Below are 20,872 nucleotides of genomic sequence, written 5' to 3'. Positions count from 1 at the left end.
AGGGAGAGAGACTATGACCGAAGTGGTGATTGCCGGGGCTGCACGGACCCCGATCGGGGCGTTTGGCGGCGGCCTGAGTTCACTTTCCGGTGCCGATCTTGGCGTGATCGCGATCAAGGAAGCCCTCAAGCGGGCGAAGGTCGATGCCGCCGAAGTCGACGAAGCGATCCTCGGGCAGGTGCTGACCGCGGCGGCGGGCATGAACCCCGCGCGTCAGGCGGCAATCGGGGCCGGCATTCCGCAGGAGCGGACGGCGATCACCATCAACCAGGTCTGCGGCTCGGGCCTGCGTGCGGTGGCGCTCGGCGATCAGGCGATCCGCGCCGGAGACAGCAAGATCGTCGTCTGCGGCGGGCAGGAGAGCATGAGCAACGCGCCGCATGCCCAGACCCTGCGCAACGGCTACAAGATGGGCGATGTGCAGCTCATCGACACGATGATCAAGGACGGGCTCTGGGACATCTTCAACGGCTACCATATGGGCAATACGGCGGAGAACGTCGCGGCCCAGTGGCAGATCACCCGCGATGAGCAGGATGCCTTTGCACAGGCCTCCCAGGCAAAGGCCGAAGCGGCTCAGAAAGCCGGCAAGTTCAAGGATGAGATCGTTCCCGTAACGATCACCTCGCGTAAGGGTGAGACCGTGGTCGATACCGACGAGCATCCGCGTCACGGCACTACCATCGAGGCGCTGGCCAAGCTGCGTCCGGCCTTCACCAAGGACGGTACGGTCACGGCGGGCAACGCCTCGGGCATCAATGACGGTGCGGCCGTAACTGTCCTGATGACGGCGGACGAGGCCGCGAAGCGCGGCATCACCCCGCTCGCGCGGATCGTTTCCTTCGCCACCCGCGGCGTCGATCCCTCGATCATGGGCACCGGCCCGATCCCGGCGAGCCGGGCGGCTCTGGAGAAAGCCGGATGGTCCGCCGAGGAGCTCGACCTGGTCGAGGCGAACGAGGCCTTCGCCGCGCAGGCCTGCGCGGTGAACAAGGATCTCGGCTGGGATCCGGCGAAGGTGAACGTCAATGGCGGCGCCATCGCTCTCGGCCATCCGATCGGCGCGTCGGGCTGCCGCGTGCTGATCACCTTGCTGCACGAAATGCAGAAGCGCGACGCCAAGAAGGGTCTCGCCACGCTCTGCATCGGCGGTGGCATGGGTGTCGCGCTCTGCGTCGCGCGGGACTGACACTGAACTGACAGAACCGGGGACGGAACCGGAGGGGCCGGTTCCGTAAGCCGCCGGTCTGAATTCGATCAATGGAAATCGGAGGGAACAATGGGACGTGTCGCAATCGTAACGGGCGGAACCCGGGGCATCGGCGAGGCCATCAGCCTCGGCCTGAAAGAGGCGGGCTGCACCGTCGCGGCGAACTACGCGGGCAATGACGAACGGGCGAAGGCCTTCACCGAGCGGACGGGCATCAAGAGCTACAAGTGGGACGTCTCGGATTTCGAGGCCTGCGCCGCCGGCGTGAAGCAGGTGGAGGCCGATCTCGGCCCGGTCGACATCGTCGTCAACAATGCGGGCATCACCCGCGACGGCACGATCCATAAGATGGATCACAAGATGTGGCAGGACGTGATCGATACCAATCTCGGCGGCTGCTTCAACATGTGCCGCAACGTGATCGAGGGCATGCGCGACCGGAAGTTCGGCCGCATTGTCAATATCGGCTCGATCAACGGCCAGGCCGGCCAGTACGGCCAGGTGAACTACGCTGCCGCCAAGTCCGGTATCCACGGCTTCACCAAGGCGCTGGCCCAGGAAGGCGCGCGCTACAACATCACCGTGAATGCCATCGCGCCGGGTTATATCGATACCGACATGGTCGCCGCGGTGCCGGCGAACGTGCTGGAGAAGATTGTCGCCCGGGTGCCGGTCGGCCGTCTCGGCCATGCCGAGGAGATCGCCCGCGGCGTGGTCTTCCTCTGTGCCGACGATGCCGGCTTCATCACCGGATCGACCATGTCGATCAACGGCGGCCAGCACATGTACTGATCCGGCAGGCGGGCCGGTTCCCGGTCCGCCGCCTCCCCTCAAATCAGGAGACAGTGCGATGAGCGCAACGGTCAAGCCGGTGGCGTACGAGGAGGCCTGCGACAAGGTGCGGGCGGTCTATGACGACATCATGTCGAGCCGGAACATCGATTTCGTGCCCAATGTCTGGCGCACGCTGGCCAGCCATCCGCCAACCCTCGAGCGGGTCTGGTACGGCCTGAAGGAGGTGATGGCGCCGGGCGCACTCGACGCCCGGACGAAGGAGATGATCGCGGTCGCGGTCTCGGCCACCAACGGCTGCGAATACTGCACCCGTTCCCACACCCGCCAGGCCCGCGGCCACGGTATGACCGAGGAGATGTACGGCGAACTGATGGCCGTGATCGGCATGTTCAACCAGACAAACAAGCTGATCGAAGGCTACCAGGTCGAAGTAGACGGTTTCCTGAAGGAAGTCTGAGCTACGGTCCCGGAGACCGGTTCACCCGGTCTTCGGCATCACGTCGAGACGTACCACCGCGCCTTCCAGGTCCGGCGACGGCGCCGGATAGTAATCCATCACCAGCGGGTCGTGCCCGGGTACGATATGGTCCGGACTGTCCGCCAGCAGCTCGATGGTGTTGAAGCCGTTCATCATCGCGCCGAGGTCGTAGCAGATCACAAACGGTTTGCGCTCGCGGATGTTCTCGTAGAAATGCGCGCAGTCCGAAGCGAGCACGATCCAGCCGCGTTCGGTCCAGACGCGCACGCACATCAGGCCCGCGGAATGCCCGCCGATCTTGTGGATCGAGAGGCCGGGCGCCAGTTCCGCGTCGCCGTCATGGAACTTCGCCTGCCCGCCATAGACCTTGCGGACCATTGCGACGACGTCCTCGACCTCGAACGGGCGCTGGATCGCCTCGAAGCACATGCAGCGGCCGGTGGCGAAGGCCATTTCCGAATCCTGGATATGGAAGGTGGCGTTCGGGAACTCTCCAATGCCGCCCGCATGGTCATAATGCATGTGAGTGAGGATCACATCCTCGACCTTTGTCGCATCGATCCCCATCAGGGCGAGGGCCTCGGTGGTCGAGCGCAGCAGCGGGGCGCCCCGTTTCAGGGACGCGACCTCGCCGAAGCCGGTATCGACCACGAAGGTCCGGTTCTGGTTGCGGATCACCCAGACGAAATAGTCGAGCGGCATGGGGACGTCGTGCGCATCCGCAAAGACGAAGTTCTCGGCGCGCATGCGTTTGGCATTGTGTGCATACCGTATGGCGAAAACCTCGTGGACTTCTTTACCGCTCATTTACATCACTCCCCTATAGTTTGTTGCCTGACCGTATTGTTTCGTTGAGCAGAGCATGGCGTAGCATTGCATGACGAGAAGAAATATGGGAGAAATCCAGATAATAATGGAAAATCAGTGATTTAGAATATTTTTCATTAAATTTTCTGGACCTGAGTAAATCCATAGGTGGTTTCGAGCAAAAGAAGCGCGCGCGTGCGGCGCGAAGACCAGCAACGGAGGAGACGGGGACAATGTTCTCCAAGTTCAACGACATGAAGTTCGGCATGAAACTGCTGATCGGGATCGGCGGTATCCTGCTGCTGCTCGTCCTGAACAGCCTGGCCTCGTTTTTCGGTCTCTGGGAAGCCGGTCAGGCCCTGTCGCGCTATCAGCTTCTCACCGGCCAGGCCGGACAGCTGACGAGCGCGCGCGCCGACCTGCTGCTGGCCGATAGCAGCGTGAAGCAGTTCGTGATCGACGGCCGTCAGGAATCGGCCGACAACGCCCTGTCCAAGCTCTCGGCGGTACGCCGCGATCTCAAGGTCGCGGAAAACAGCGCACAGACGGACCGGCGGCGTGAGCGCATCGCCGGCATTCAGGCCGGCCTTGCGGAGTACCGCACCGCCTTCGATACCGTGGTCGAGAACCGGCAAAAGCGGGATGTCGCCATCGCCGAGGTCAACAGGCTCGGGGCGGGGCTGGAGAAACAGCTGTCCCAGATCATGGCTGATGCCAACGAGGCCTACGACGCCGAAGCGGCGTACAAGGCGGGGCTGGTGCTGCGGAGCATGCTGATCCAGCGCGCCGATCTGAACCGCTATCTGCTTGAGAACGACCCCGAGATCTTCAAGCTGGTCGAGGCGGAGATGGAGCCGCTCGCCGTCGCGCTCGCGGATCTCATCGGCAATCTGCAATTCGGGCAGGACGAGAACCTGATCAAGGAGTTGAAGGACCGGGTCGAGGCCTATCAGACCGGGCTGACCACGGTGCGCGATCTTTTCGTCTCTCTCAACACGATCCTGGACGAACAGCTGAAACCGACGGGCGATGCAATCCTGGCCTCCGCGAGAGAAGCGAACACCACCATTCGAAACGAGCAGGACGTGCTCGGCACCGAGGCTCTGCAGGGGATCAAGAGCACCGAGATTCTGACCGTTGCCGTCACTGTCATCTGCGTTCTGCTCGGACTGGCGGCAGCCTTCGTCATCGCGCGCGGCATCTCGCGGCCGGTCAAGGCGCTGACGGAAGTCATGGCGCGCCTCGCGGAAGGCGACTCGAGCACCGAAGTTCCGATGACCGAGCGGGGCGACGAGATGGGCGAAATGGCCAAGGCGGTCATGGTCTTCCGCGAAGGCATGCTCAAGAACGAGGAGCTCCAGCGCGAGACCGAGAAGGCACAGGAGCGTCGCGAGGCGCGGACGCGGAAAATCGAGGAGCTGACCCGCAACTTCGACAGTACCGCCTCGGAGACCCTGAAATCGGTGTCGGAAGCGGCCGAAACCCTGCGCGGGTCGGCGAACAGCCTGACCGCGACGGCGGACCGGTCGAGCAACATGGCCAGCATGGCATCTTCCGCTTCCGATCAGGCGACCGACAATGTGCAGACGGTCGCCAGCGCGGCGGAAGAACTCTCCGCCTCGATCACGGAGATCTCGCAGCAGGTCGCCCGCTCCACCCAGGCCGCCGACCGGGCGGTCGCGGATGCGGAGCAGAGCCGTCAGCTGGTCGGTCGTCTCGTGGACAGTTCGGCCAAGATCGGCGAGGTGGTGAAGCTGATCACGGACATCGCGGAACAGACCAACCTGCTGGCGCTGAACGCGACCATCGAGGCAGCCCGCGCCGGAGAGGCCGGAAAGGGCTTTGCGGTCGTGGCAAGCGAAGTGAAAAACCTCGCCAACCAGACCGCGCAGGCCACCGAGGAGATCGCGAGCCAGGTGCAGACCATCCAGGACGACACGCAGCAGACAGTGTCCTCGATCCAGCACATCGCCGAGCTGATCGAGGATATCAACAAGATCTCCGCCGGCGTCGCCGCTGCGGTCGAGGAGCAGAGCGCGGCGACCCAGGAGATCGCCCGCAACGTCTCGGACGCGGCCGCGAGCACCGGCTCCGCCAACGAGAATATCAGCGGGGTCAGCGATGCCACGCGGGAGACCACGGCGATCTCCGGCGAGGTGCTGAGCGCGTCGGAGCTGGTTGCGGCCAAATCCGGCGATCTCAACAAGGTCGTGCAGCGGTTCCTCGCCGACATGCGGACGGTCTAGGCCGCCGGCTACTCCGCTGCCGCGACGGCGGTGGGGCGTCTGCCGGGCAAGAGGGTGACGGTGGCCGTGATTACGGCCGCCGCAACGGCGCCCGCGAGGAACATCGCCGGAAAGCCTCCGCCCTCGTCGTAGAGCCAGGAGAGCCCGGGCACCACGGCTGCCGAGACCGTGAAGGTCAGCACGTATTTCACGGCATAGACCTGCCCGCGCCAGCGGTCCGGCGTATAGCGGGCAACCAGCGTGTCATTGATCGGGATCTGGCCGAAAACCAGCACCATCACTGCGGCGGAAGCCGCCACCATGGCCCATCCGTCGAGGTTGATGGCGATGAAGAGCGCGACCGCCTGTCCCGCCGTGACGGCAAGGAAGATCGGCTTGATCGCATGGCGGTCGATCGCCCGGCCGACGACGATCTGGGAGAAGGCGGCGATCGCATAGACGGCGCTCGCGATGGCGCCGATCTCGGTCGCCGAGAAGGTGAACCCGGCAAGCCGGTCGTCCAGCACCTTCGGCAGGGCGACGGTCATTGAATTGAAGATGAACCCGCCGATCGCCGCGGAAATGCCGATCACCAGCAGGACGCGCTGCCAGCCGATGGCTGGCGGTCCGTGATCGGCGGTCTTGCTGGCGGCGCTTTCCTCAACCGGGACCGACCTGATCCGCGTCCAGTAGAGACCGGCAAGGATCGAGAAGCTGCCGAGCAGGATGAAGGCGGTGCGCCACCCGGCGAAATCGGCGAAGGCGCCGATGGCGAGGGCCGAGGCGGCCACCCCCATATTGCCCCAGACGCCGTTGACCCCGAGCCGGCGCCCGACATTGCCGCCGCCCTTGGCCACCATGGCGATCCCGACAGGATGGTAGATCGCCGCGAAAATGCCGAGCAGGGTGAGGGACGCGGCGAGATGCCAGAAGCTCTCCGCGAGCCCGGCAAGGATGCCGGCACCGCCGATGCCGATGAAGAAGATCGTCATCATCCGTTCGCGTCCCCAGCGGTCGCCGAGCCAGCCGGCGGGCAGGGAACAGGCGCCGAAAGCGATGAAGCTGCCGGTCGAAAGCACCAGTACGGAGCCGTAACTGTCGCCGATATCGGCGGCGGCAAGCGCCGCCACGGCCGGAAAGAGCAGCATGAACAGATGATCGAGCGCATGCCCGAGATTGAGCAGCAGCAAGCGGCGGGGTTCCATCGGCAGCCTCCCTCGTGGACTGGTCAAATCATGCCACACGGCGTATCGTCCGTCTTGCGATGGAAAGCCAACAAACATCGATGAACGGACAAACATCTCCCATCCGCGATGCGGTCGCGGCGCTCGACGCCTCTGCGCCGCAGATTGCCGCCTTCGGGACTTTTTTCGCCGAAGGGCATGACACCGGGGAGCATCACCACGACCGCGCACAATTCGTTCATGCCGAGCGCGGTCTGCTGCAGGTCTGGACGCGGGAAGGACAATGGTCGGTTCCGCCGGGCATGGCCGTCTGGGTTCCCGGCGGTGTTCCGCACCGGGTGCAGGCGATGAGCGACGCCGATTTCGTCTCGCTCTATATCCGGGAGCCGTTTGAGGGAGAACCGAGGATCCCGATCCCGGCCCATTGCGGCGTGGTGGCGGTGTCGCCCTTTCTGAAGCAGCTCATCGTCCGGCTCCGGACAGTTTCGGAAGACGGCGATGCGGAGCGCTCGGCCCGCATTGGCGCCGTGATCGCCGACGAACTTGGCGACCTCGTCTCGGCCAATCTCCACCTGCCGGTACCGGCCGACCGCAGGGCGGCCAGGGTCGCCCGCGCTTTGATAGAGGATCCGGCGGATCCGCGGGAGCTCGCCGACTGGGCCCGAATAGCCGGCGCCTCCGGCCGGACCCTCACGCGCATCTTTCTGCGCGAGACGGGACTGTCCTTCGCCGAATGGCGGCAACGCTGCCGATTGATGGCGGCGCTCGAGATGTTGTCCGCCGGCCGTCCGGTGACGGCGGTCGCATTCGATACCGGCTATCGCAGTTCGAGCGCTTTCGCGGCGGCTTTCTCCAGAGCGTTCGGATCGCCGCCGCGGGAATTCATGCGCAACGCCGACAAGGCCTGAGCAAGATTGCGTGACTGTCTATCCGGCGTTCATCTCCGGACGCGCAGGGGGAAGGGCCGACGCGTCGGCGACAAGCCGGACCGCGATGCTTTGCTCGCGCCCGCGTGCGGATATCTCCGCGGTTTCTCCAAGCTCCAGTGCGAGGCCGGCCGCTTCGATCACCGCTTCGGAGATGATCAGCTGGACCCCGTGATCCTTGGTCAGGGCTTCGAGCCGGCTCGCTGTGTTCACCGTGTCGCCGACCGCGGTGAGGCCGCGCGTCGCCCGGTAGCCGAGTTCGCCGACGATCGCCGGCCCGCCATGAATGCCGATGCCGATGCGTAGCGGTTCGCCGAGATCCGCCGCGAGACTGTCGTTCAGGCGTTTGAGGTTCTCCGCCATGCCGCGGGCTGCTGCAATGGCGTTGCGCGCGCCCGTCTCCAGGCCGCGATCGACTCCGAAAAGCGCCATGATGCCGTCGCCGATGAACTTGTCGATGCGCCCGCCCGCCTCCTCGATCGCATGGCCCATTTCGGAAAAGTAACGATTGAGGATGAAGACCGTGTCGTAGGGCAGACGCTGTTCCGAGAGCCTGGTGAACCCGCGTATATCGGCGAACAGCACGACGATGTCGCGCTCCTGCCCGGCGAGATAATCCGGCCGCGCACCGGTGTCCTCGACGCTGGCCTGGGCCGGCGGCAGCAGCGGCGTGACCTCCACATCGACTTCCGGGAAGGTCTGGCAGGCGAGCCGGACATTGTCCGGTGCACCGACACGCCTCAACACGCGCTGCTCCAGCTCGGAGGGCGGGTGCAGGGCATCCAGCCCGATGCCGATCCGCACCCGGCAGGTCGAGCAGCGCCCGCGCCCGCCGCAAACGGAGGCGTCCGGAATCCCGGCCGCCCGGCTGGTCTCCAGAATGCTCGCGCCGGCCCGGTGCCCCACCTTCTGGCCGGTGTGATAGGTCAGGGTAACGTCCGGCTCGCGCTTCCGTTCCAGATGCAGCCTGAAGGCGCGGGCGGCGAAGGTGAAGAGGACGAGGCCGTAATATCCGTACTCGACACGTTCCACGAGCCGCACGACATCCTGCGCCCGCTCGCCGCGCGGAAGCTCGAACGAGGCGACCGCCTGCGAGAGCCACGCCCCCTCCTCCGCGAGCCTCAGCACTTCCATGCCCGACGCGACGAAGCCGGAAAGCGAAAGGGTCGGGACCAGTACCGCCAGGGCCAGCCAGAGCGGCAGCAGCCGGCGATAGCCGGGCCGGTATCGGAGCCAGAGGTGCAATCCTATGCAGCCATGGATCCAGGCCGCGAGCAGCAGCACCGTCTGGTTGACGGCATAATGCGGAACGAATTTCCAGACCAGGAGCTGGACATAGAGGTAGGATGGATCGGCGTCGAAAAACTCGTCGAGGATGCGGGTTCCGATGGCGTGGGCGATCAGGAAGACCGGGATCAGCAGGCCGAGGGAGAGCTGGGTGAGTTCCGCCTGGTTCATGTCCGTCAGCGAGTCGCGCCGGTAGGCGGCATAGAGTGCGCCGAGAAAATGAACGGTGAAAGCACCGTAGAGTGCCAGGGTCGTCACCGGATGGTGCCAGAAGATGACGAACGCGCGCCCGACAACCGCCAGGGCTTCGGTCGAAAGAATGCCGAAGCTGTGATTCAGCAGATGGTGGGCGACATATGCGAAGAGAATCAGACCTGAGACGGTGTGAGCCCGGCGGACAAGCAGATCGCTCTGGCCACGCGGTCGGGAAGATTCTTCGCTCAAGCGTGCTGCTCCAGATGTCCGCGTCGGCTCAAAAGAATATTAGATAGGTACAATCCGGGAAAACCCAATTCTTTGATTCTTACTGAATTTCAGGTACATCGCAGGGGTTGGGGAAAACGCCGCTGAAGATAGGGACCAAGTTCGCACGAGATGAGCGCGTTACTATCGATCCAGAAGTTAACCAAACGCTTCGGGCCGATCACGGCCGTCGACGGCCTTGAGTTCGAGGTCGGACGCGGCGAGGTACTCGGCTTTCTCGGCCCGAACGGGGCTGGCAAATCGACCACGATGAAAATGATCTCCGGCTTTCTCGCGCCGAGCGCAGGAACCGCTGTGGTCGCCGGACACGACGTGCGCATGGCGCCGCAGGCGGTGAAGGCGGCGATCGGCTATCTGCCCGAGGGCGCGCCGGCCTACCCGGACATGACCCCGCTCTCCTTCCTCTCTTTCGTCGCCCGGATCCGCGGTCTGGCGGACGGGGAGGTGAAGGACGCGGTCGAACGGGTGATCGAGCAGACCCGGCTGACGCAGGTTGTGATGCAGCCGATCGAGACGCTTTCCAAGGGCTACAAGCGACGGGTCGGTCTGGCCCAGGCGCTGGTCCACGATCCCGAGGTGCTGATCCTCGACGAACCGACCGACGGGCTCGACCCCAACCAGAAGCACGAAGTCCGCAACCTGATCATGAGCATGGCGGCGGAGAAATGCATCGTCGTCTCGACCCATATCCTCGAAGAGGTCGACGCGGTGTGCAGCCGGGCCATGATCATCGCCCGCGGCCGTGTGCTCGCGGACGGCACTCCGGAAGAGCTGAAGGCCCGCTCGGGGGCCGCCAGCCTCGACGACTTTTTCCGCGAGGTGACCGGCCATGCGTAACATCGGCCTGATCTTCCGGCGCGAGTTCGGCGCCTATTTCGCGACGCCGCTCGCCTATATCTTCATCGTGATCTTCCTCGTCATGGCGGGCACGCTGACGTTCTTCGTCGGCGGTTTCCTTGCCCGCGACCAGGCGGATCTCCAGCCGTTCTTCGGGTTCCACCCCTGGCTCTACCTCTTCCTCGTTCCGGCGCTCTCGATGCGGCTCTGGGCGGAGGACCGGCGGCTCGGGACGATCGAACTCTTCCTGACGCTGCCGATCACGATGTTCGAGGCGGTGGTGGGCAAGTTCCTCGCCGCCTGGGCCTTCACCGGTGTCGCCCTGGCATTGACCTGCCCGTTCTGGATCAGCGTGAACTATCTCGGAAATCCGGATAACGGCGTGATCCTCGCCTCCTATATCGGAAGCTATCTGATGGCCGGCGCCTATCTCGCCATCGGATCCCTGATCTCGGCGATGACAAAGAACCAGGTGATCGCCTTCGTCGTTGCCGCGGCCGTCTGTTTCCTCTTCACCGTCGCGGGCTCGCCGATCCTGCTGAACTATTTCGAGAACTGGGCACCGGGGGGACTGGTCGAGGCGATCGCCAATTTCGGTTTCCTGACCCATTTCGACGCGATCCAGCGCGGCGTGATCGATCTGCGCGACGTGATCTTCTTCGGCTCGGCGATCGTCATCGCGCTGATCGCCAATGCGTTCGTCATCGACTGGAAGAAGGCGGAATAGGATGCGCGCGCTCCAGACCCTCTTCACCCAGGGCCGCATCGCGGTCACGGCGCTTGCCCTGCTGCTGGTCCTGTTTCTTGGCCTCAACGTGTTGAGCTCCAGCCTGCTGACCTCGACCCGCCTCGACCTGACCGAGGAGGGGCTCTATTCCCTGTCCGACGCGACGGAGGAGCTGATCGAGAACATCGAGGAGCCGATCACGCTCAAGTTCTACTATTCGCAGGCGCTTGGGCGGAACGTGCCGTTCTACGGCATCTATGCCGGCCGGGTGCGCGATCTGCTCGGAGAGTACGAGGCGCGCTCCGGCGGGAAGATCAAGGTCGAGATCTACGACCCGCAGCCCTTCACCGAACTTGAGGACCGGGCGGTCGCCGACGGTCTGCAGCAGATCCCGCTGCAGGAGGGTGGCGAGCAGGTCTTCTTCGGCATTGCGGGGACCAACCTGACCGACGACCGGGAGGTGATTCCCTTCCTGCAGCCCGAGCGCGAGCCCTTCCTCGAATACGACATTTCGCGACTGATCTATGCCCTGGCGACCACGCAGCGGACCGTGGTCGGGATCGTCACCAGCCTGCCGATGGACGGCACGGTCCGGATGAACGCGATGGGGCAGCAGACCCCGGTTCCGGCCTACATCATCGCCGACCAGATCGGCGCGACCTACGAGACCCGCTATCTCGAAGCCGATTTCGAAAAGATCCCGGACGACGTCACGGTGCTGATGCTGGCGCATCCGGGCGAGCTTGGTCCGAAGGCGCAGTTCGCCATCGACCAGTTCATTCTCGGCGGCGGCAAGGCGCTGATCATGGTCGACCCGGATTCGGAAACGGAGGGCGGGCAGGCCCAGTTCTTCGGGCGCAGCGCCCCCGATTCGAGCGATCTGCCGATCCTGTTCAAGCATTGGGGCGTCGCATACGACCCGAGCAAGATCGCGGCCGATCGCCTGACGGCCCGCAAGGTGCAGCCGGGCCAGGGCCAGCGTCCCGTCGACTACGTCGCATGGCTCGAACTGCGCGGCGGGAACATCGACAAGTCCTCGCCGATCACGACCAACGTCGACACCATCGCCGTCGCCAGCACGGGCCATATCGCGCTTGCGGACGATGCTCCGGTGAAAATGACGCCGCTGTTTTCGACATCGCTCGGCTCCATGGAACTGGACGCCGAGCAGGTGAAGGGAATGCGCACGCCGCAGACCCTGCTGCGCAACTATGTCCCCGGTCCGGACGCGTTCGTGCTTGCTGCCCGGCTGACGGCGGAGAAGATCACCACGGCCTTTCCGGACGGCCCCCCGGAGCCGGAGCCGGTCGAGGGCGAGCAGGCGCCGAGCGCGGAAGAGATCGCGGCCTACAAGGCGCTGTTCCCGAACGTGCTGATGGAGTCCGCCGCGCCGCTCGACGTCATCGTGGTGGCGGACAGCGATATTCTCGCGGATCGCTTCTGGGTTCAGGTGCAGCAGTTCTTCGGCCGCCGGGTGCCGGTGCCGGTCTCCGGCAACGGCGATTTCGTGCTGAATGCCCTCGATGCCCTCTCCGGCAGTTCTTCGCTGCTCGGGCTTCGCGGGCGAGGCTCCACCGCCCGGCCGTTCGAGGTGCTGGACCGTATCCAGCGTGAGGCGGAGAAGGAATATGCGGCCCAGGAAGAGCGGCTGCAGAAGACCCTTTCTGAGACCGAGAAGCGGTTCGACGAGCTGCGCCGCGCGATGCCCGAGGGCGCGGCCGCCATCATCTCCGACGAGGAACGTGCCGAGATCGAACGGTACCGCCAGGAGATCCTCCGGATCCGCGGCGAACTCCGGGCCGTGCAGCGCTCGGTGCGCGGGAATGTGGACCGGCTGGAGAGCGATCTCTGGTTCTATAACATCGCCCTTGTTCCGATCCTGGTCACGGTCCTGGCGCTGCTGCTCGCCCTCTGGAGGGTGATCCGCCGCCGCCGTATCCAGGGCCAGGCCGGTTAGGGAGGGATCGATGCTGAATCTGCGCACCCTTGGACGCCTTGCCGCCGTCACGGCCCTCGTCGTGCTTGCCGCCGTCGCCGCCATTCTCGCCCGGCAGGACGCGACGGTCACCGCGATCAAGGACACCCGGGCGTTTCCGGGTCTGGAGGACCGCATCCCCGATATCGCCAGGATCGAGATGTCCTGGAGCCGGGACGGGGCGGTGGAACAGGTCACGGTCGCCCGCGACGACGGAACCTGGCGCATTCTGGAGCAGGGCGGCTATCCGGCCGACACGGGCCGGGTCCGCGATTTCGTCCTGTCGCTGGCCGAACTGAAGCTGGTCGAGGCGAAGACAGCCGATCCCGAGCGTTACGCGCGCCTCGGCGTTGCCGATGTCAGCGATGCCGGGTCCGAGGCGACCCGGGTCCGGATGGTTGGCCGTGACGGAGACGTGCTGGCGGATGTGCTGATCGGCAAGGAGCGGGCCAGCGGAACGGGAGCGCCGATGGTCTATATCCGGCCGGCGGCCGAGGCGCGGTCCTGGCTTGCCCTCGGCAGGGTTGACGATGTGCAGAGGGCGGCGTCCTGGGCCGACAATACTGTGATCGACATCGGCGCCGACCGGATCCAGGAAATTCATCTGACAGGGCCGGACGGCAAGGTCCTTGAGGTGCGCCGCACCGGCGAGGGCGAGAAACCGTTCGAGCTGATGAACATGCCGGAGGACCGGGAGTTCGCGACCTTCTACACCCTGAACGAGATCACCGACGGACTGGCGAAGCTGGGTTTCGAGGAGGTCCGCGCGATGGGCGAGGTGGCATTCGAGCCGTCGCTCGGCAACGCGATCTACCAGACAAGGAGCGGGCTGACCGTCATCGTCGATTTCGCCGAGGTTCCGGGCAAGGACGGCGCCGTGCAGACCTGGACCCATTTCTCGATCAATGTCGCTCCGGATGCGACCGAGGAAGCGAAGTCCTTTGCCGAGGCGCACAAGGAGCGTCTGTCGCAGTGGGCCTACCGGCTGTCGGCGAGCCGCACCGAACGGCTGCGCCACACGCTGGAAACGGCGACCAAGCCGGCAGAGAAGAGCGGCTGACGCTCAGGACGTGAGCGCGGAGGGCCAGGTGTCGGCGACCCGGTAGCCGCGCGGCCATGGATCGCTCGGGTCCAGCAGGTACTGATGGGTGCCGGTGATCCATGCGGTCCCGGTGATCGAGGGAATGATGGCAGGAATGCCGCCTAGGGTGCAGTCCTCCTCGATCCGGCCCGAAAACTCGGATCCGATGATCGAGCGGGCGGTCAGCCGGTCGCCCACGCGCATGCGCCCGGTCGTCCTGAGCAGCGCCATGCGGGCGGAGATCGCCGTGCCTGTCGGCGAGCGGTCGATCTTGCCGGGTTCGATCGCGACGGCATGCCGGGTCCGGAAACCGTCGTCCGTTTCCTCCAGTGCTCCGGTGAAGAGGCAGAAGGAAATATGCCTCCAGTCCGGGTTCGCCGGATGGCTGAAGCCGATCTGTTCGGTCGCGGCGCGGGTCAGTCTGGCGCCGAGTTCTGCGAGCTCCCGTCCCTCGTCCGGACGGATCGCGAAGCCGAGCGCCTCTGCGTCCACAATGACGAAACTGTCCCCGCCATAAGCCGTCGAGACGCTCAAGGTGCCGTGGCCATCGACTTCCAGCGGAACGTCGATCGCGGCCGCGAAGGACGGGTGATTGCGGACGGTTACGCTCTCCGCCTTGCCGTTCCGGCAGGCCGCCTCGACCGCGACCAGACCTCCCGGCGCTTCAAGGTGAAAGCGTGTGACAGGCTCCTCCATCGGCACGATCCCGGTTTCCAGGAGCACGGTAGAGACGCAGATCGAGTTCGAGCCGGACATCGGCGGCGTGTGCACCGGTTCCATGATGATCCATCCCATGGCGGCGCGCGGGTCCTTCGGAGGGACCAGCAGGTTCACATGCCGGAACACGCCGCCGCGCGGCTCGTTCAGCATGAAGTCGCGCAACTCGCCGTTCTCCGCGATCCAGCGCGACTGGGCCCAGAGCGTCTCGCCGGGCGGAGGGGCAACCCCTCCGACGATCACGTCCCCGACCTCGCCGGCCGCATGGCATCCGACGACATGGATCTGTTTCTTGCTTTGCATCGCGCAGGTCCGCTACCAGATGGAATTCCGGAACAATTAGCGCATGAGCGTGTTGACCCTGGCAATCGGCCAGTGCCGCCGATCGCTCATGGTCTGCTACACTGGACAGGTAACGGAACAGAGCTGCCGGGATATGAGCAAGGCCTTCGTCAAGGAAAGCGACGCGGAATTCGAGGAGGAGGACGATGTCCCTGATCCTTTCCCGAAGGGCGTCAAGAACTACATCACGCCGCGCGGCTTCAAGGCGCTGCAGGACGAACTGAAGCATCTGCGCCGCGACGAGCGGCCGAAGATCGTCGAGATCGTCTCCTGGGCGGCGGGGAACGGCGACCGCTCGGAGAACGGCGACTATATCTACGGCAAAAAGAGGTTGCGTGAGATCGACCGCCGCATGCGTTTCCTGCTGAAGCGGCTGGAGGCGGCCGAGATCGTCGATCCGACCCAGCAGCCGAACAAGGACAAGGTCTTCTTCGGCGCGACCGTGACCTATGCCGACGAGGAGGACAACGAACGCACGGTGCGGATCGTCGGCGTCGACGAGGCGGATCTGGACCGCGGCGAGGTCAGCTGGATCTCGCCGATCGCCCGCGCGCTGCTCAAGTCTGAAGTTGGCGACGTCGTCGAGGTGCGCACGCCGCGCGGGCCGCAGCAGGTCGAGGTGGTGGAGATCCTGTACGAGGACCGCTGACAGACACTATCCCGAAAGGAAGTGAACGATGCAGCAGCCGAAGGCGCCGCCGCGGCGGGTCAATAGCGACGGAGAGGAGCGCCGGGTCGGCGTCGAGCTGGAATTCGCCGGTCTCACGGTCGAGGAGACGACCCGTCACCTGCATGCAGAGTTCGGAGGTACGGTCGAGCAGCGCGATGCGCACCGCAATATCCTGAAACATCCGGACTGGGGCGAGGCCACGATCGAACTCGACGTCCAGTATGTGCACCGCAAGGACGACGAGCAGGAGGACGGCGAGGCGGAAAAGTTCGGCTTTCTCGACGTGCTCGATATCTCCGACAAGGTTCGGGAGCGGCTCGGCGATGCGCTGACCGGCCTCGTCCCGGTCGAGATCGTCTTCCCGCCGGTCCCATGGTCCAAGCTCGGCGAGCTGAACGCCGCCTTCGAGGTCCTGCGCAAGCACGGAGCCCTCGGAACACGCGAGAGCCCGCTTTATGCCTTCGGTCTGCATCTCAATGTCGAGGTTGCCACCGGCTCGGCCGCGGAGATCCTCGACACCTTGCGCGCCTACATGGTGATGGCCGAGGGGCTGCATGAGAAAATCGATATGGACCTGACGCGCTGGGTCCTGCCGCATGCGGCCCCGTTCCCGGACGAATATGCGAAAAAAATCTGTGCGCCAGGCTATCCGGCGGAACTTTCCGGCATGATCGACGATTATCTGGAGATGAACCCGACGCGAAACCGCGAACTCGACATGCTGCCGCTCTTCGCCCATCTCGATCCCGACCGGGTGAAGGCGCAGATCTCCGACGCGTTGGTGAAGCCGCGGCCGACCTATCATTACCGGCTTCCCAACGCCGATCTCGGCGATCCGGACTGGTCGGCGGTGAACGAATGGAACCGCTGGGTCGAGATCGAGGAACTCGCCGAGGACAAGGACAGGCTGAGCGCCGCCGTCGGGGAGTTCCTGAAGCGCGACCGCGGCCTTGGTGCTCGTCTGCAACGCTATCTCGGTCTCAAATGAGTTCTTCCGACCGGCCTCTCATCGGCATTTCGACCTCGAAACATGCCGGCAGGATCCCGCTTGCCTTCCATTATCTTGCGGTCTGGCGGGCGGGCGGGCGGGGCGTGCGCCTCGGCCCCGGCCGCCCCCTCGACGCGGAGGCGCTCGACGGGCTGATCATCGGCGGCGGCAGCGATCTGCATCCGACGCTTTATGGCGGTGAGGTCGCGCTGGAAGAGGGGATCGACGAGGAGCGTGACGCCTTCGAACTCGACCTGCTGGATCGCTTCAAGGATGGCCGGCGCCCGGTGCTCGGGATCTGCCGGGGCGCGCAGATCCTGAATGTCTATTTCGGCGGCACCCTGCACGAGGAGATCTCCGAGGCCTATCCGGGCACCCGCGCCCGGCGCACGCCGCTGCCGGTGAAGCGGATCGAGATCGACGAGGGCACCCGGCTGCGCGAGATGCTCGGGGTTTCCTGGTGCCGGGTGAACAGCATCCATCACCAGTCGGTCGATCGCGTAGGCGAGGGGCTCCGGGTCTCGGCGCATGACCGAAGGGGCATGGTGCAGGGGATCGAGAGCGTGAACGGCCAGCTCTTCTTCGGTGTGCAGTGGCACCCGGAGTTCCTGGTCTTCAACCGCTCGCAGCAACGGCTCTACCGCGCCCTCGTGCGCGCTGCGGCGGAGCGCGAGCGCTGAGGCCCGCGGGCTTTTCGTTCCCGATCCCGCCCCGCGTCATTCCGCCCGGACCTATGGTCAGCCGTCTCCTTGCCCATTAGGGTCGTATACAATTTCCGAATGACAAGGGAGGAGGACCCCGATGGATCTGGACCAGATGTTCGAACAGGGCATGGAGACCCGCAAGAAGGTGCTCGGCAAGGAGTATGTCGAGAACAGCTTCAACAATGCGGACGAGTTCTCGATGATCCTGCAGAAGTTCGTGACCACGCATGCGTGGGGCGCCTGCTGGGGCCGCGAGGGACTGGACCTCAAGACCCGCTCGATGCTGAACCTCGCCATGCTCTCCGCCATGGGCCGCGAGCACGAGCTGCGCCTGCATCTGGTCGGCGCGCTGAACAATGGCGTCACCAAGATCGAGATGGCCGAGATCTTCATCCAGGTCGCGACCTATGCCGGCTTCCCGGCCGCGGTGACCGCCTTCAAGGTCGCCCGTGAGGTCTTCAAGGAACAGGGGGTCTGAGCCATGAGCGATGCCAAACCGGTGATCGGTTGGATCGGCCTCGGCATGATGGGCTGGCCGATGGCCCGCCACATGGTCCAGGCCGGCTACGACGTGCGCGTGTTCGATCTCAGACCCGAGGTTTCCCAGCGATTCGCGGGTGAGATCGGCGGCGAGGTGGCGCCAAGCCTGGAGGCGCTCGGCGCGGCCTCCGACATCGTCGTCACCATGGTGCCGGACGGCAAGGCCGCCCGCATGGCGCTGCTCGACGGGGCGGACAACGCCTCGAAGGGCATGAAGGCCGGCGCGGTCGCCATCGACATGAGCTCGTCGGAGCCGACCGGTACGGTAGAACTCGGCGCGGCGTTGAAGGAAAAGGGCATCGCGCTCTGCGATGCTCCGGTGTCCGGCGGCACCTGGCGGGCCGAGGAAGGTTCGCTCGCGATCATGCTCGGCGGCGGTGACGCGGCGGCGCTCGATGCGGCGGAGGCGATCATGGGGCCGATGAGCCGGGTCGTGATCCGCACCGGCCCGCTCGGCTCCGGCCACGCGATGAAGTGCCTCAACAACTATCTCTCGGCGATCGCCCTCAGCGCCACCAACGAGGCAATCCTCGTCGGCGCCAAGTTCGGCCTCGATCCGAGCGTGATGATCGACGTCATCAATGTCTCGACCGGGCGCAGCAACAATACCGAGACCAAGTTCAAACCCTCGGTGCTGACCCGCAAGTTCGACGCCGGCTTCGCCACCGCCCTGATGACCAAGGATGTCGGCATCGCGGCGGGCCTCGCGGAGGCGCAGGGTCAGGACATGCCGATCCTGAAACTGCTGACCGGCATCTGGCGCGAGTTCAACGAGGCCCATCCGGGCAGCGATCATTCCGCCGCGATCCAGTACTGGGAAGAGCGCAACGGCGAGAAGCTGAAGCCGACGGGCGTGTAGTCCGTTCGGGAGTCCGCGCCCTTCATTCCCGGGTCCCCGCGTTCGCGGGGACCCGGGGAACATGGGGCCGATCCGCTGAAAAAGCGGACTCCCCTTGCATTCCGCCCCTATCCCCCGATATAGAACCCCCGGAAGGCTGGGACGGACGAGCTCCTCGCCAATCCGGTCAGGTCCGGAAGGAAGCAGCCGTAACGAGTTTCGGTTCGGGTCGCTCCCAGTCTTCCACCTCGCTTCCCTCTCCCCTATGATCCCCGCATGGATGATCTGACACCCCCCGCCACCGCCGAGGCGCCGGGCGAGTATCGCGTGCTCGCGCGCAAGTACCGCCCGCAGACCCTGGACGACCTGAAGGGCCAGGATGCGCTGGTGCGCACGCTGCGCAACGCGCTCGCCTCCGGCCGTCTGGCGCACGCTTTCGTGCTGACCGGGGTGCGGGGTGTCGGCAAGACGACGACGGCGCGCATCATCGCCAAGGGTCTGAATTGTATCGGACCGGACGGTTCCGGCGGGCCGACCGTGACCCCCTGCGGCGTCTGCGAGCCCTGCCGGGCGATCACCGAGGACCGTCATGTCGACGTGATGGAGATGGATGCCGCCTCGCGGACCGGCGTCGACGATATCCGCGAGATCATCGACGGCGTGCGCTACAAGCCGGTCTCGGCGCGCTACAAGGTCTACATCATCGACGAAGTGCACATGCTCTCGCGCAACGCCTTCAACGCGTTGCTGAAAACGCTGGAAGAGCCGCCGGAGCATGTGAAGTTCATCTTCGCGACGACCGAGATCCGCAAGGTGCCGATCACCGTGCTGTCGCGCTGCCAGCGCTTCGATCTCCGCCGCTTCGACGTCTCCGAGCTTATGGAGCTGTTCGGCACGATCTGCGGCAAGGAGGGGGTCGAGGCCGACGAGGAAGCGCTCGCGCTGATCTCCCGCGCCGCAGACGGCTCGGCCCGCGACGGGCTCTCGATCCTCGACCAGGCGATGGCGCTCTCTGACGGGCGGATCGCCGCCGTGCAGGTGCAGGAGATGCTCGGCCTCGCCGACCGGGCGCTGATCTTCGATCTGTTCGAGAAGGTGATGGGCGGCAAGACCGCCGACGCGCTCGCCGACGTGCGTTCGATGTACGCTTCCGGAGCCGATCCGGTGGTGATGCTGCAGGACCTGCTCGATCTCACCCACCTGATCACCCGGCTGAAGACGGCGCGCGAGTCCGCGCTCGAGGGGGCCTCGGAGCTGGAGCGGACTCGCGGTGTCGAATTTGCCGACAAGCTCTCGCTGCCGGTGCTGGCGCGCACCTGGCAGATGCTGATGAAGGGCCTCGGCGAGGTCCAGAACGCGCCTTCGACGCTGGCCGCGCTCGAGATGGTGCTGATCCGGCTTGCCTATACGGCGGATCTTCCGCCGCCCGGCGAGCTGGTGAAGGCGATAAAATCGGGAAAGCCTGACGCGGCCCCGTCCCGCCAGCCGGCGGCCGCGGAAAACAGGGTGGCGGACCCCCGGCCGGAGCCGGTCGCGGCGATGCCCGCGCCCCGCGCCGAGCCCGAGGCACCTCCTCCCGCACCGCCTCCTCCCGAGGAGCCAGCCGCGCCGCAGATACCGGAGAGTTTCGAGGGCGTGGTGGCGCTGTTCGAGGAAAAGCGCGAAGCCCTGCTGCATGCCCTGCTCAGCCGGTCTGTCCGTCCGGTTTCCGCCGGTGCGGGCCATCTGGAGCTGATCCTCGACCCGGGCGCGCCGGAGACACTGGCGGGACAAGTCGCGGCGAAGCTCAAGGAATGGACCGGGATCCACTGGATCGTCGAGGCGAGCGATGCTGTGCCGGGCGACGAGGAGATACACACACTGGCCGAACGCAAGGCCAATGCGGAGGCGGCGAAACGCAAATCCGTCGCCGAGCACCCGGTCGTGGCCGCGGTGCTTGAAGCCTTCCCCGAAAGCACGATAGAAGCGATCCGTCCGCTGGTGCGCGAGACCGAAGACGCGGCGCCGGAAGCGGCGGCCTACCCCGACGAGGACAGCCAGGCAAACGAGGCGTGAGAT

At 65.3% G+C, this 20,872-nt stretch carries 19 protein-coding genes and 1 other RNA gene; 16 read left to right on the top strand and 4 right to left on the bottom strand.

Annotated features, from left to right (window positions below; translation table 11 throughout):
• Positions 1-13: 13 nt before the first annotated feature.
• The 3 genes from JJ959_RS04895 (at position 14) to JJ959_RS04885 (ending at position 2,462) form a co-directional block, all read left to right on the top strand.
• Entirely contained in the window at positions 14-1,189 is a 1,176-nt protein-coding gene (locus JJ959_RS04895; protein ID WP_292880251.1) for an acetyl-CoA C-acetyltransferase, read from the top strand.
• Positions 1,190-1,279: 90 nt separating this feature from the next.
• Positions 1,280-2,002: an acetoacetyl-CoA reductase gene (gene phbB, locus JJ959_RS04890; RefSeq protein ID WP_292880248.1), complete on the top strand. Its 723-nt coding sequence runs from the start codon at positions 1,280-1,282 to the stop codon at positions 2,000-2,002.
• A 58-nt stretch (positions 2,003-2,060) separates the two neighbouring features.
• Entirely contained in the window at positions 2,061-2,462 is a 402-nt protein-coding gene (locus JJ959_RS04885; protein WP_292880245.1) for a carboxymuconolactone decarboxylase family protein, read from the top strand.
• A 21-nt stretch (positions 2,463-2,483) separates the two neighbouring features.
• On the opposite strand, the gene JJ959_RS04880 is transcribed toward JJ959_RS04885, so the two are convergent.
• The gene (locus JJ959_RS04880; RefSeq protein WP_292880242.1) at positions 2,484-3,290 is read right to left on the bottom strand and encodes an N-acyl homoserine lactonase family protein; all 807 of its coding nucleotides are present in this window, start codon (positions 3,288-3,290) and stop codon (positions 2,484-2,486) included.
• Positions 3,291-3,523: 233 nt separating this feature from the next.
• Between JJ959_RS04880 and JJ959_RS04875 the strand changes: the two genes are divergently transcribed.
• Complete coding sequence (locus JJ959_RS04875; RefSeq protein ID WP_292880240.1) at positions 3,524-5,536, top strand: methyl-accepting chemotaxis protein; 2,013 nt, start codon at positions 3,524-3,526, stop codon at positions 5,534-5,536.
• A gap of 8 nt (positions 5,537-5,544) precedes the next feature.
• On the opposite strand, the gene JJ959_RS04870 is transcribed toward JJ959_RS04875, so the two are convergent.
• Positions 5,545-6,720: an MFS transporter gene (locus JJ959_RS04870; protein ID WP_292880237.1), complete on the bottom strand. Its 1,176-nt coding sequence runs from the start codon at positions 6,718-6,720 to the stop codon at positions 5,545-5,547.
• Positions 6,721-6,800: 80 nt separating this feature from the next.
• Between JJ959_RS04870 and JJ959_RS04865 the strand changes: the two genes are divergently transcribed.
• The gene (locus JJ959_RS04865; protein ID WP_292880234.1) at positions 6,801-7,607 is read left to right on the top strand and encodes a helix-turn-helix transcriptional regulator; all 807 of its coding nucleotides are present in this window, start codon (positions 6,801-6,803) and stop codon (positions 7,605-7,607) included.
• Positions 7,608-7,625: 18 nt separating this feature from the next.
• Here JJ959_RS04865 and JJ959_RS04860 read toward each other — a convergent pair whose 3' ends face one another.
• Complete coding sequence (locus JJ959_RS04860; RefSeq protein ID WP_292880232.1) at positions 7,626-9,356, bottom strand: adenylate/guanylate cyclase domain-containing protein; 1,731 nt, start codon at positions 9,354-9,356, stop codon at positions 7,626-7,628.
• A 150-nt stretch (positions 9,357-9,506) separates the two neighbouring features.
• On the opposite strand from JJ959_RS04860, the gene JJ959_RS04855 reads away from it, so the two are divergent.
• From JJ959_RS04855 to JJ959_RS04840, 4 genes are read left to right on the top strand one after another with little or no spacing between them, the layout of a single operon-like run.
• On the top strand, positions 9,507-10,232 hold the full coding sequence (locus JJ959_RS04855) for an ABC transporter ATP-binding protein (RefSeq protein WP_292880229.1): 726 nt from the start codon (positions 9,507-9,509) through the stop codon (positions 10,230-10,232).
• Positions 10,225-10,959, top strand: a complete 735-nt coding sequence (locus JJ959_RS04850; RefSeq protein ID WP_292880227.1) for an ABC transporter permease subunit — start codon at positions 10,225-10,227, stop codon at positions 10,957-10,959. Before JJ959_RS04855 ends, JJ959_RS04850 begins: the two co-directional genes overlap by 8 nt.
• A 1-nt stretch (position 10,960) precedes the next feature.
• Positions 10,961-12,916, top strand: coding sequence for a Gldg family protein (locus JJ959_RS04845; protein ID WP_292880224.1), 1,956 nt, complete (start codon positions 10,961-10,963; stop codon positions 12,914-12,916).
• Positions 12,917-12,926: 10 nt separating this feature from the next.
• Entirely contained in the window at positions 12,927-13,994 is a 1,068-nt protein-coding gene (locus JJ959_RS04840) for a DUF4340 domain-containing protein (RefSeq protein WP_292880221.1), read from the top strand.
• A 3-nt stretch (positions 13,995-13,997) separates the two neighbouring features.
• On the opposite strand, the gene JJ959_RS04835 is transcribed toward JJ959_RS04840, so the two are convergent.
• Positions 13,998-15,035 carry a proline racemase family protein gene (locus tag JJ959_RS04835; protein WP_292880218.1) on the bottom strand — a complete coding sequence of 346 codons (1,038 nt, stop codon included), beginning with the start codon at positions 15,033-15,035 and terminating at the stop codon, positions 13,998-14,000.
• A gap of 133 nt (positions 15,036-15,168) precedes the next feature.
• On the opposite strand from JJ959_RS04835, the gene greB reads away from it, so the two are divergent.
• The 7 genes from greB to JJ959_RS04800 all read left to right on the top strand — a co-directional run bounded on the left by greB (position 15,169) and on the right by JJ959_RS04800 (position 20,869).
• Entirely contained in the window at positions 15,169-15,723 is a 555-nt protein-coding gene (greB, locus tag JJ959_RS04830) for a transcription elongation factor GreB (protein WP_292880467.1), read from the top strand.
• A gap of 28 nt (positions 15,724-15,751) precedes the next feature.
• Positions 15,752-16,732, top strand: coding sequence for an amidoligase family protein (locus JJ959_RS04825; RefSeq protein WP_292880215.1), 981 nt, complete (start codon positions 15,752-15,754; stop codon positions 16,730-16,732).
• Entirely contained in the window at positions 16,729-17,412 is a 684-nt protein-coding gene (locus JJ959_RS04820) for a gamma-glutamyl-gamma-aminobutyrate hydrolase family protein (RefSeq protein WP_292880212.1), read from the top strand. Before JJ959_RS04825 ends, JJ959_RS04820 begins: the two co-directional genes overlap by 4 nt.
• A gap of 121 nt (positions 17,413-17,533) precedes the next feature.
• Entirely contained in the window at positions 17,534-17,914 is a 381-nt protein-coding gene (locus JJ959_RS04815; RefSeq protein WP_292880209.1) for a carboxymuconolactone decarboxylase family protein, read from the top strand.
• Between the two features lie 3 nt (positions 17,915-17,917).
• A complete protein-coding gene (locus tag JJ959_RS04810) occupies positions 17,918-18,835 on the top strand; it encodes an NAD(P)-dependent oxidoreductase (RefSeq protein ID WP_292880206.1) in 918 nt (305 codons plus the stop codon).
• Between the two features lie 130 nt (positions 18,836-18,965).
• Positions 18,966-19,062: signal recognition particle sRNA small type (ffs, locus tag JJ959_RS04805), an RNA gene on the top strand.
• Between the two features lie 28 nt (positions 19,063-19,090).
• Entirely contained in the window at positions 19,091-20,869 is a 1,779-nt protein-coding gene (locus tag JJ959_RS04800; RefSeq protein ID WP_292880203.1) for a DNA polymerase III subunit gamma/tau, read from the top strand.
• The last annotated feature ends 3 nt before the right edge of the window (positions 20,870-20,872 follow it).

This window comes from Nisaea sp. (assembly GCF_017640745.1).
GTDB lineage: Bacteria > Pseudomonadota > Alphaproteobacteria > Thalassobaculales > Thalassobaculaceae > Nisaea.
This window is presented reverse-complemented; position numbering and strand designations above follow the sequence as displayed.

Coding starts and splice junctions, on each gene's coding strand:
- JJ959_RS04825 (WP_292880215.1), top strand. CDS start 15,752: ATGCAGCAGCCGAAGGCGCCGCCGCGGCGGGTCAATAGCGACGGAGAG.
- JJ959_RS04835 (WP_292880218.1), bottom strand. CDS start 15,035: ATGCAAAGCAAGAAACAGATCCATGTCGTCGGATGCCATGCGGCCGGC.
- phbB (WP_292880248.1), top strand. CDS start 1,280: ATGGGACGTGTCGCAATCGTAACGGGCGGAACCCGGGGCATCGGCGAG.
- JJ959_RS04810 (WP_292880206.1), top strand. CDS start 17,918: ATGAGCGATGCCAAACCGGTGATCGGTTGGATCGGCCTCGGCATGATG.
- greB (WP_292880467.1), top strand. CDS start 15,169: ATGAGCAAGGCCTTCGTCAAGGAAAGCGACGCGGAATTCGAGGAGGAG.
- JJ959_RS04885 (WP_292880245.1), top strand. CDS start 2,061: ATGAGCGCAACGGTCAAGCCGGTGGCGTACGAGGAGGCCTGCGACAAG.
- JJ959_RS04870 (WP_292880237.1), bottom strand. CDS start 6,720: ATGGAACCCCGCCGCTTGCTGCTGCTCAATCTCGGGCATGCGCTCGAT.
- JJ959_RS04840 (WP_292880221.1), top strand. CDS start 12,927: ATGCTGAATCTGCGCACCCTTGGACGCCTTGCCGCCGTCACGGCCCTC.
- JJ959_RS04820 (WP_292880212.1), top strand. CDS start 16,729: ATGAGTTCTTCCGACCGGCCTCTCATCGGCATTTCGACCTCGAAACAT.
- JJ959_RS04865 (WP_292880234.1), top strand. CDS start 6,801: ATGAACGGACAAACATCTCCCATCCGCGATGCGGTCGCGGCGCTCGAC.
- JJ959_RS04800 (WP_292880203.1), top strand. CDS start 19,091: ATGGATGATCTGACACCCCCCGCCACCGCCGAGGCGCCGGGCGAGTAT.
- JJ959_RS04855 (WP_292880229.1), top strand. CDS start 9,507: ATGAGCGCGTTACTATCGATCCAGAAGTTAACCAAACGCTTCGGGCCG.
- JJ959_RS04880 (WP_292880242.1), bottom strand. CDS start 3,290: ATGAGCGGTAAAGAAGTCCACGAGGTTTTCGCCATACGGTATGCACAC.
- JJ959_RS04895 (WP_292880251.1), top strand. CDS start 14: ATGACCGAAGTGGTGATTGCCGGGGCTGCACGGACCCCGATCGGGGCG.
- JJ959_RS04875 (WP_292880240.1), top strand. CDS start 3,524: ATGTTCTCCAAGTTCAACGACATGAAGTTCGGCATGAAACTGCTGATC.
- JJ959_RS04845 (WP_292880224.1), top strand. CDS start 10,961: ATGCGCGCGCTCCAGACCCTCTTCACCCAGGGCCGCATCGCGGTCACG.
- JJ959_RS04815 (WP_292880209.1), top strand. CDS start 17,534: ATGGATCTGGACCAGATGTTCGAACAGGGCATGGAGACCCGCAAGAAG.
- JJ959_RS04850 (WP_292880227.1), top strand. CDS start 10,225: ATGCGTAACATCGGCCTGATCTTCCGGCGCGAGTTCGGCGCCTATTTC.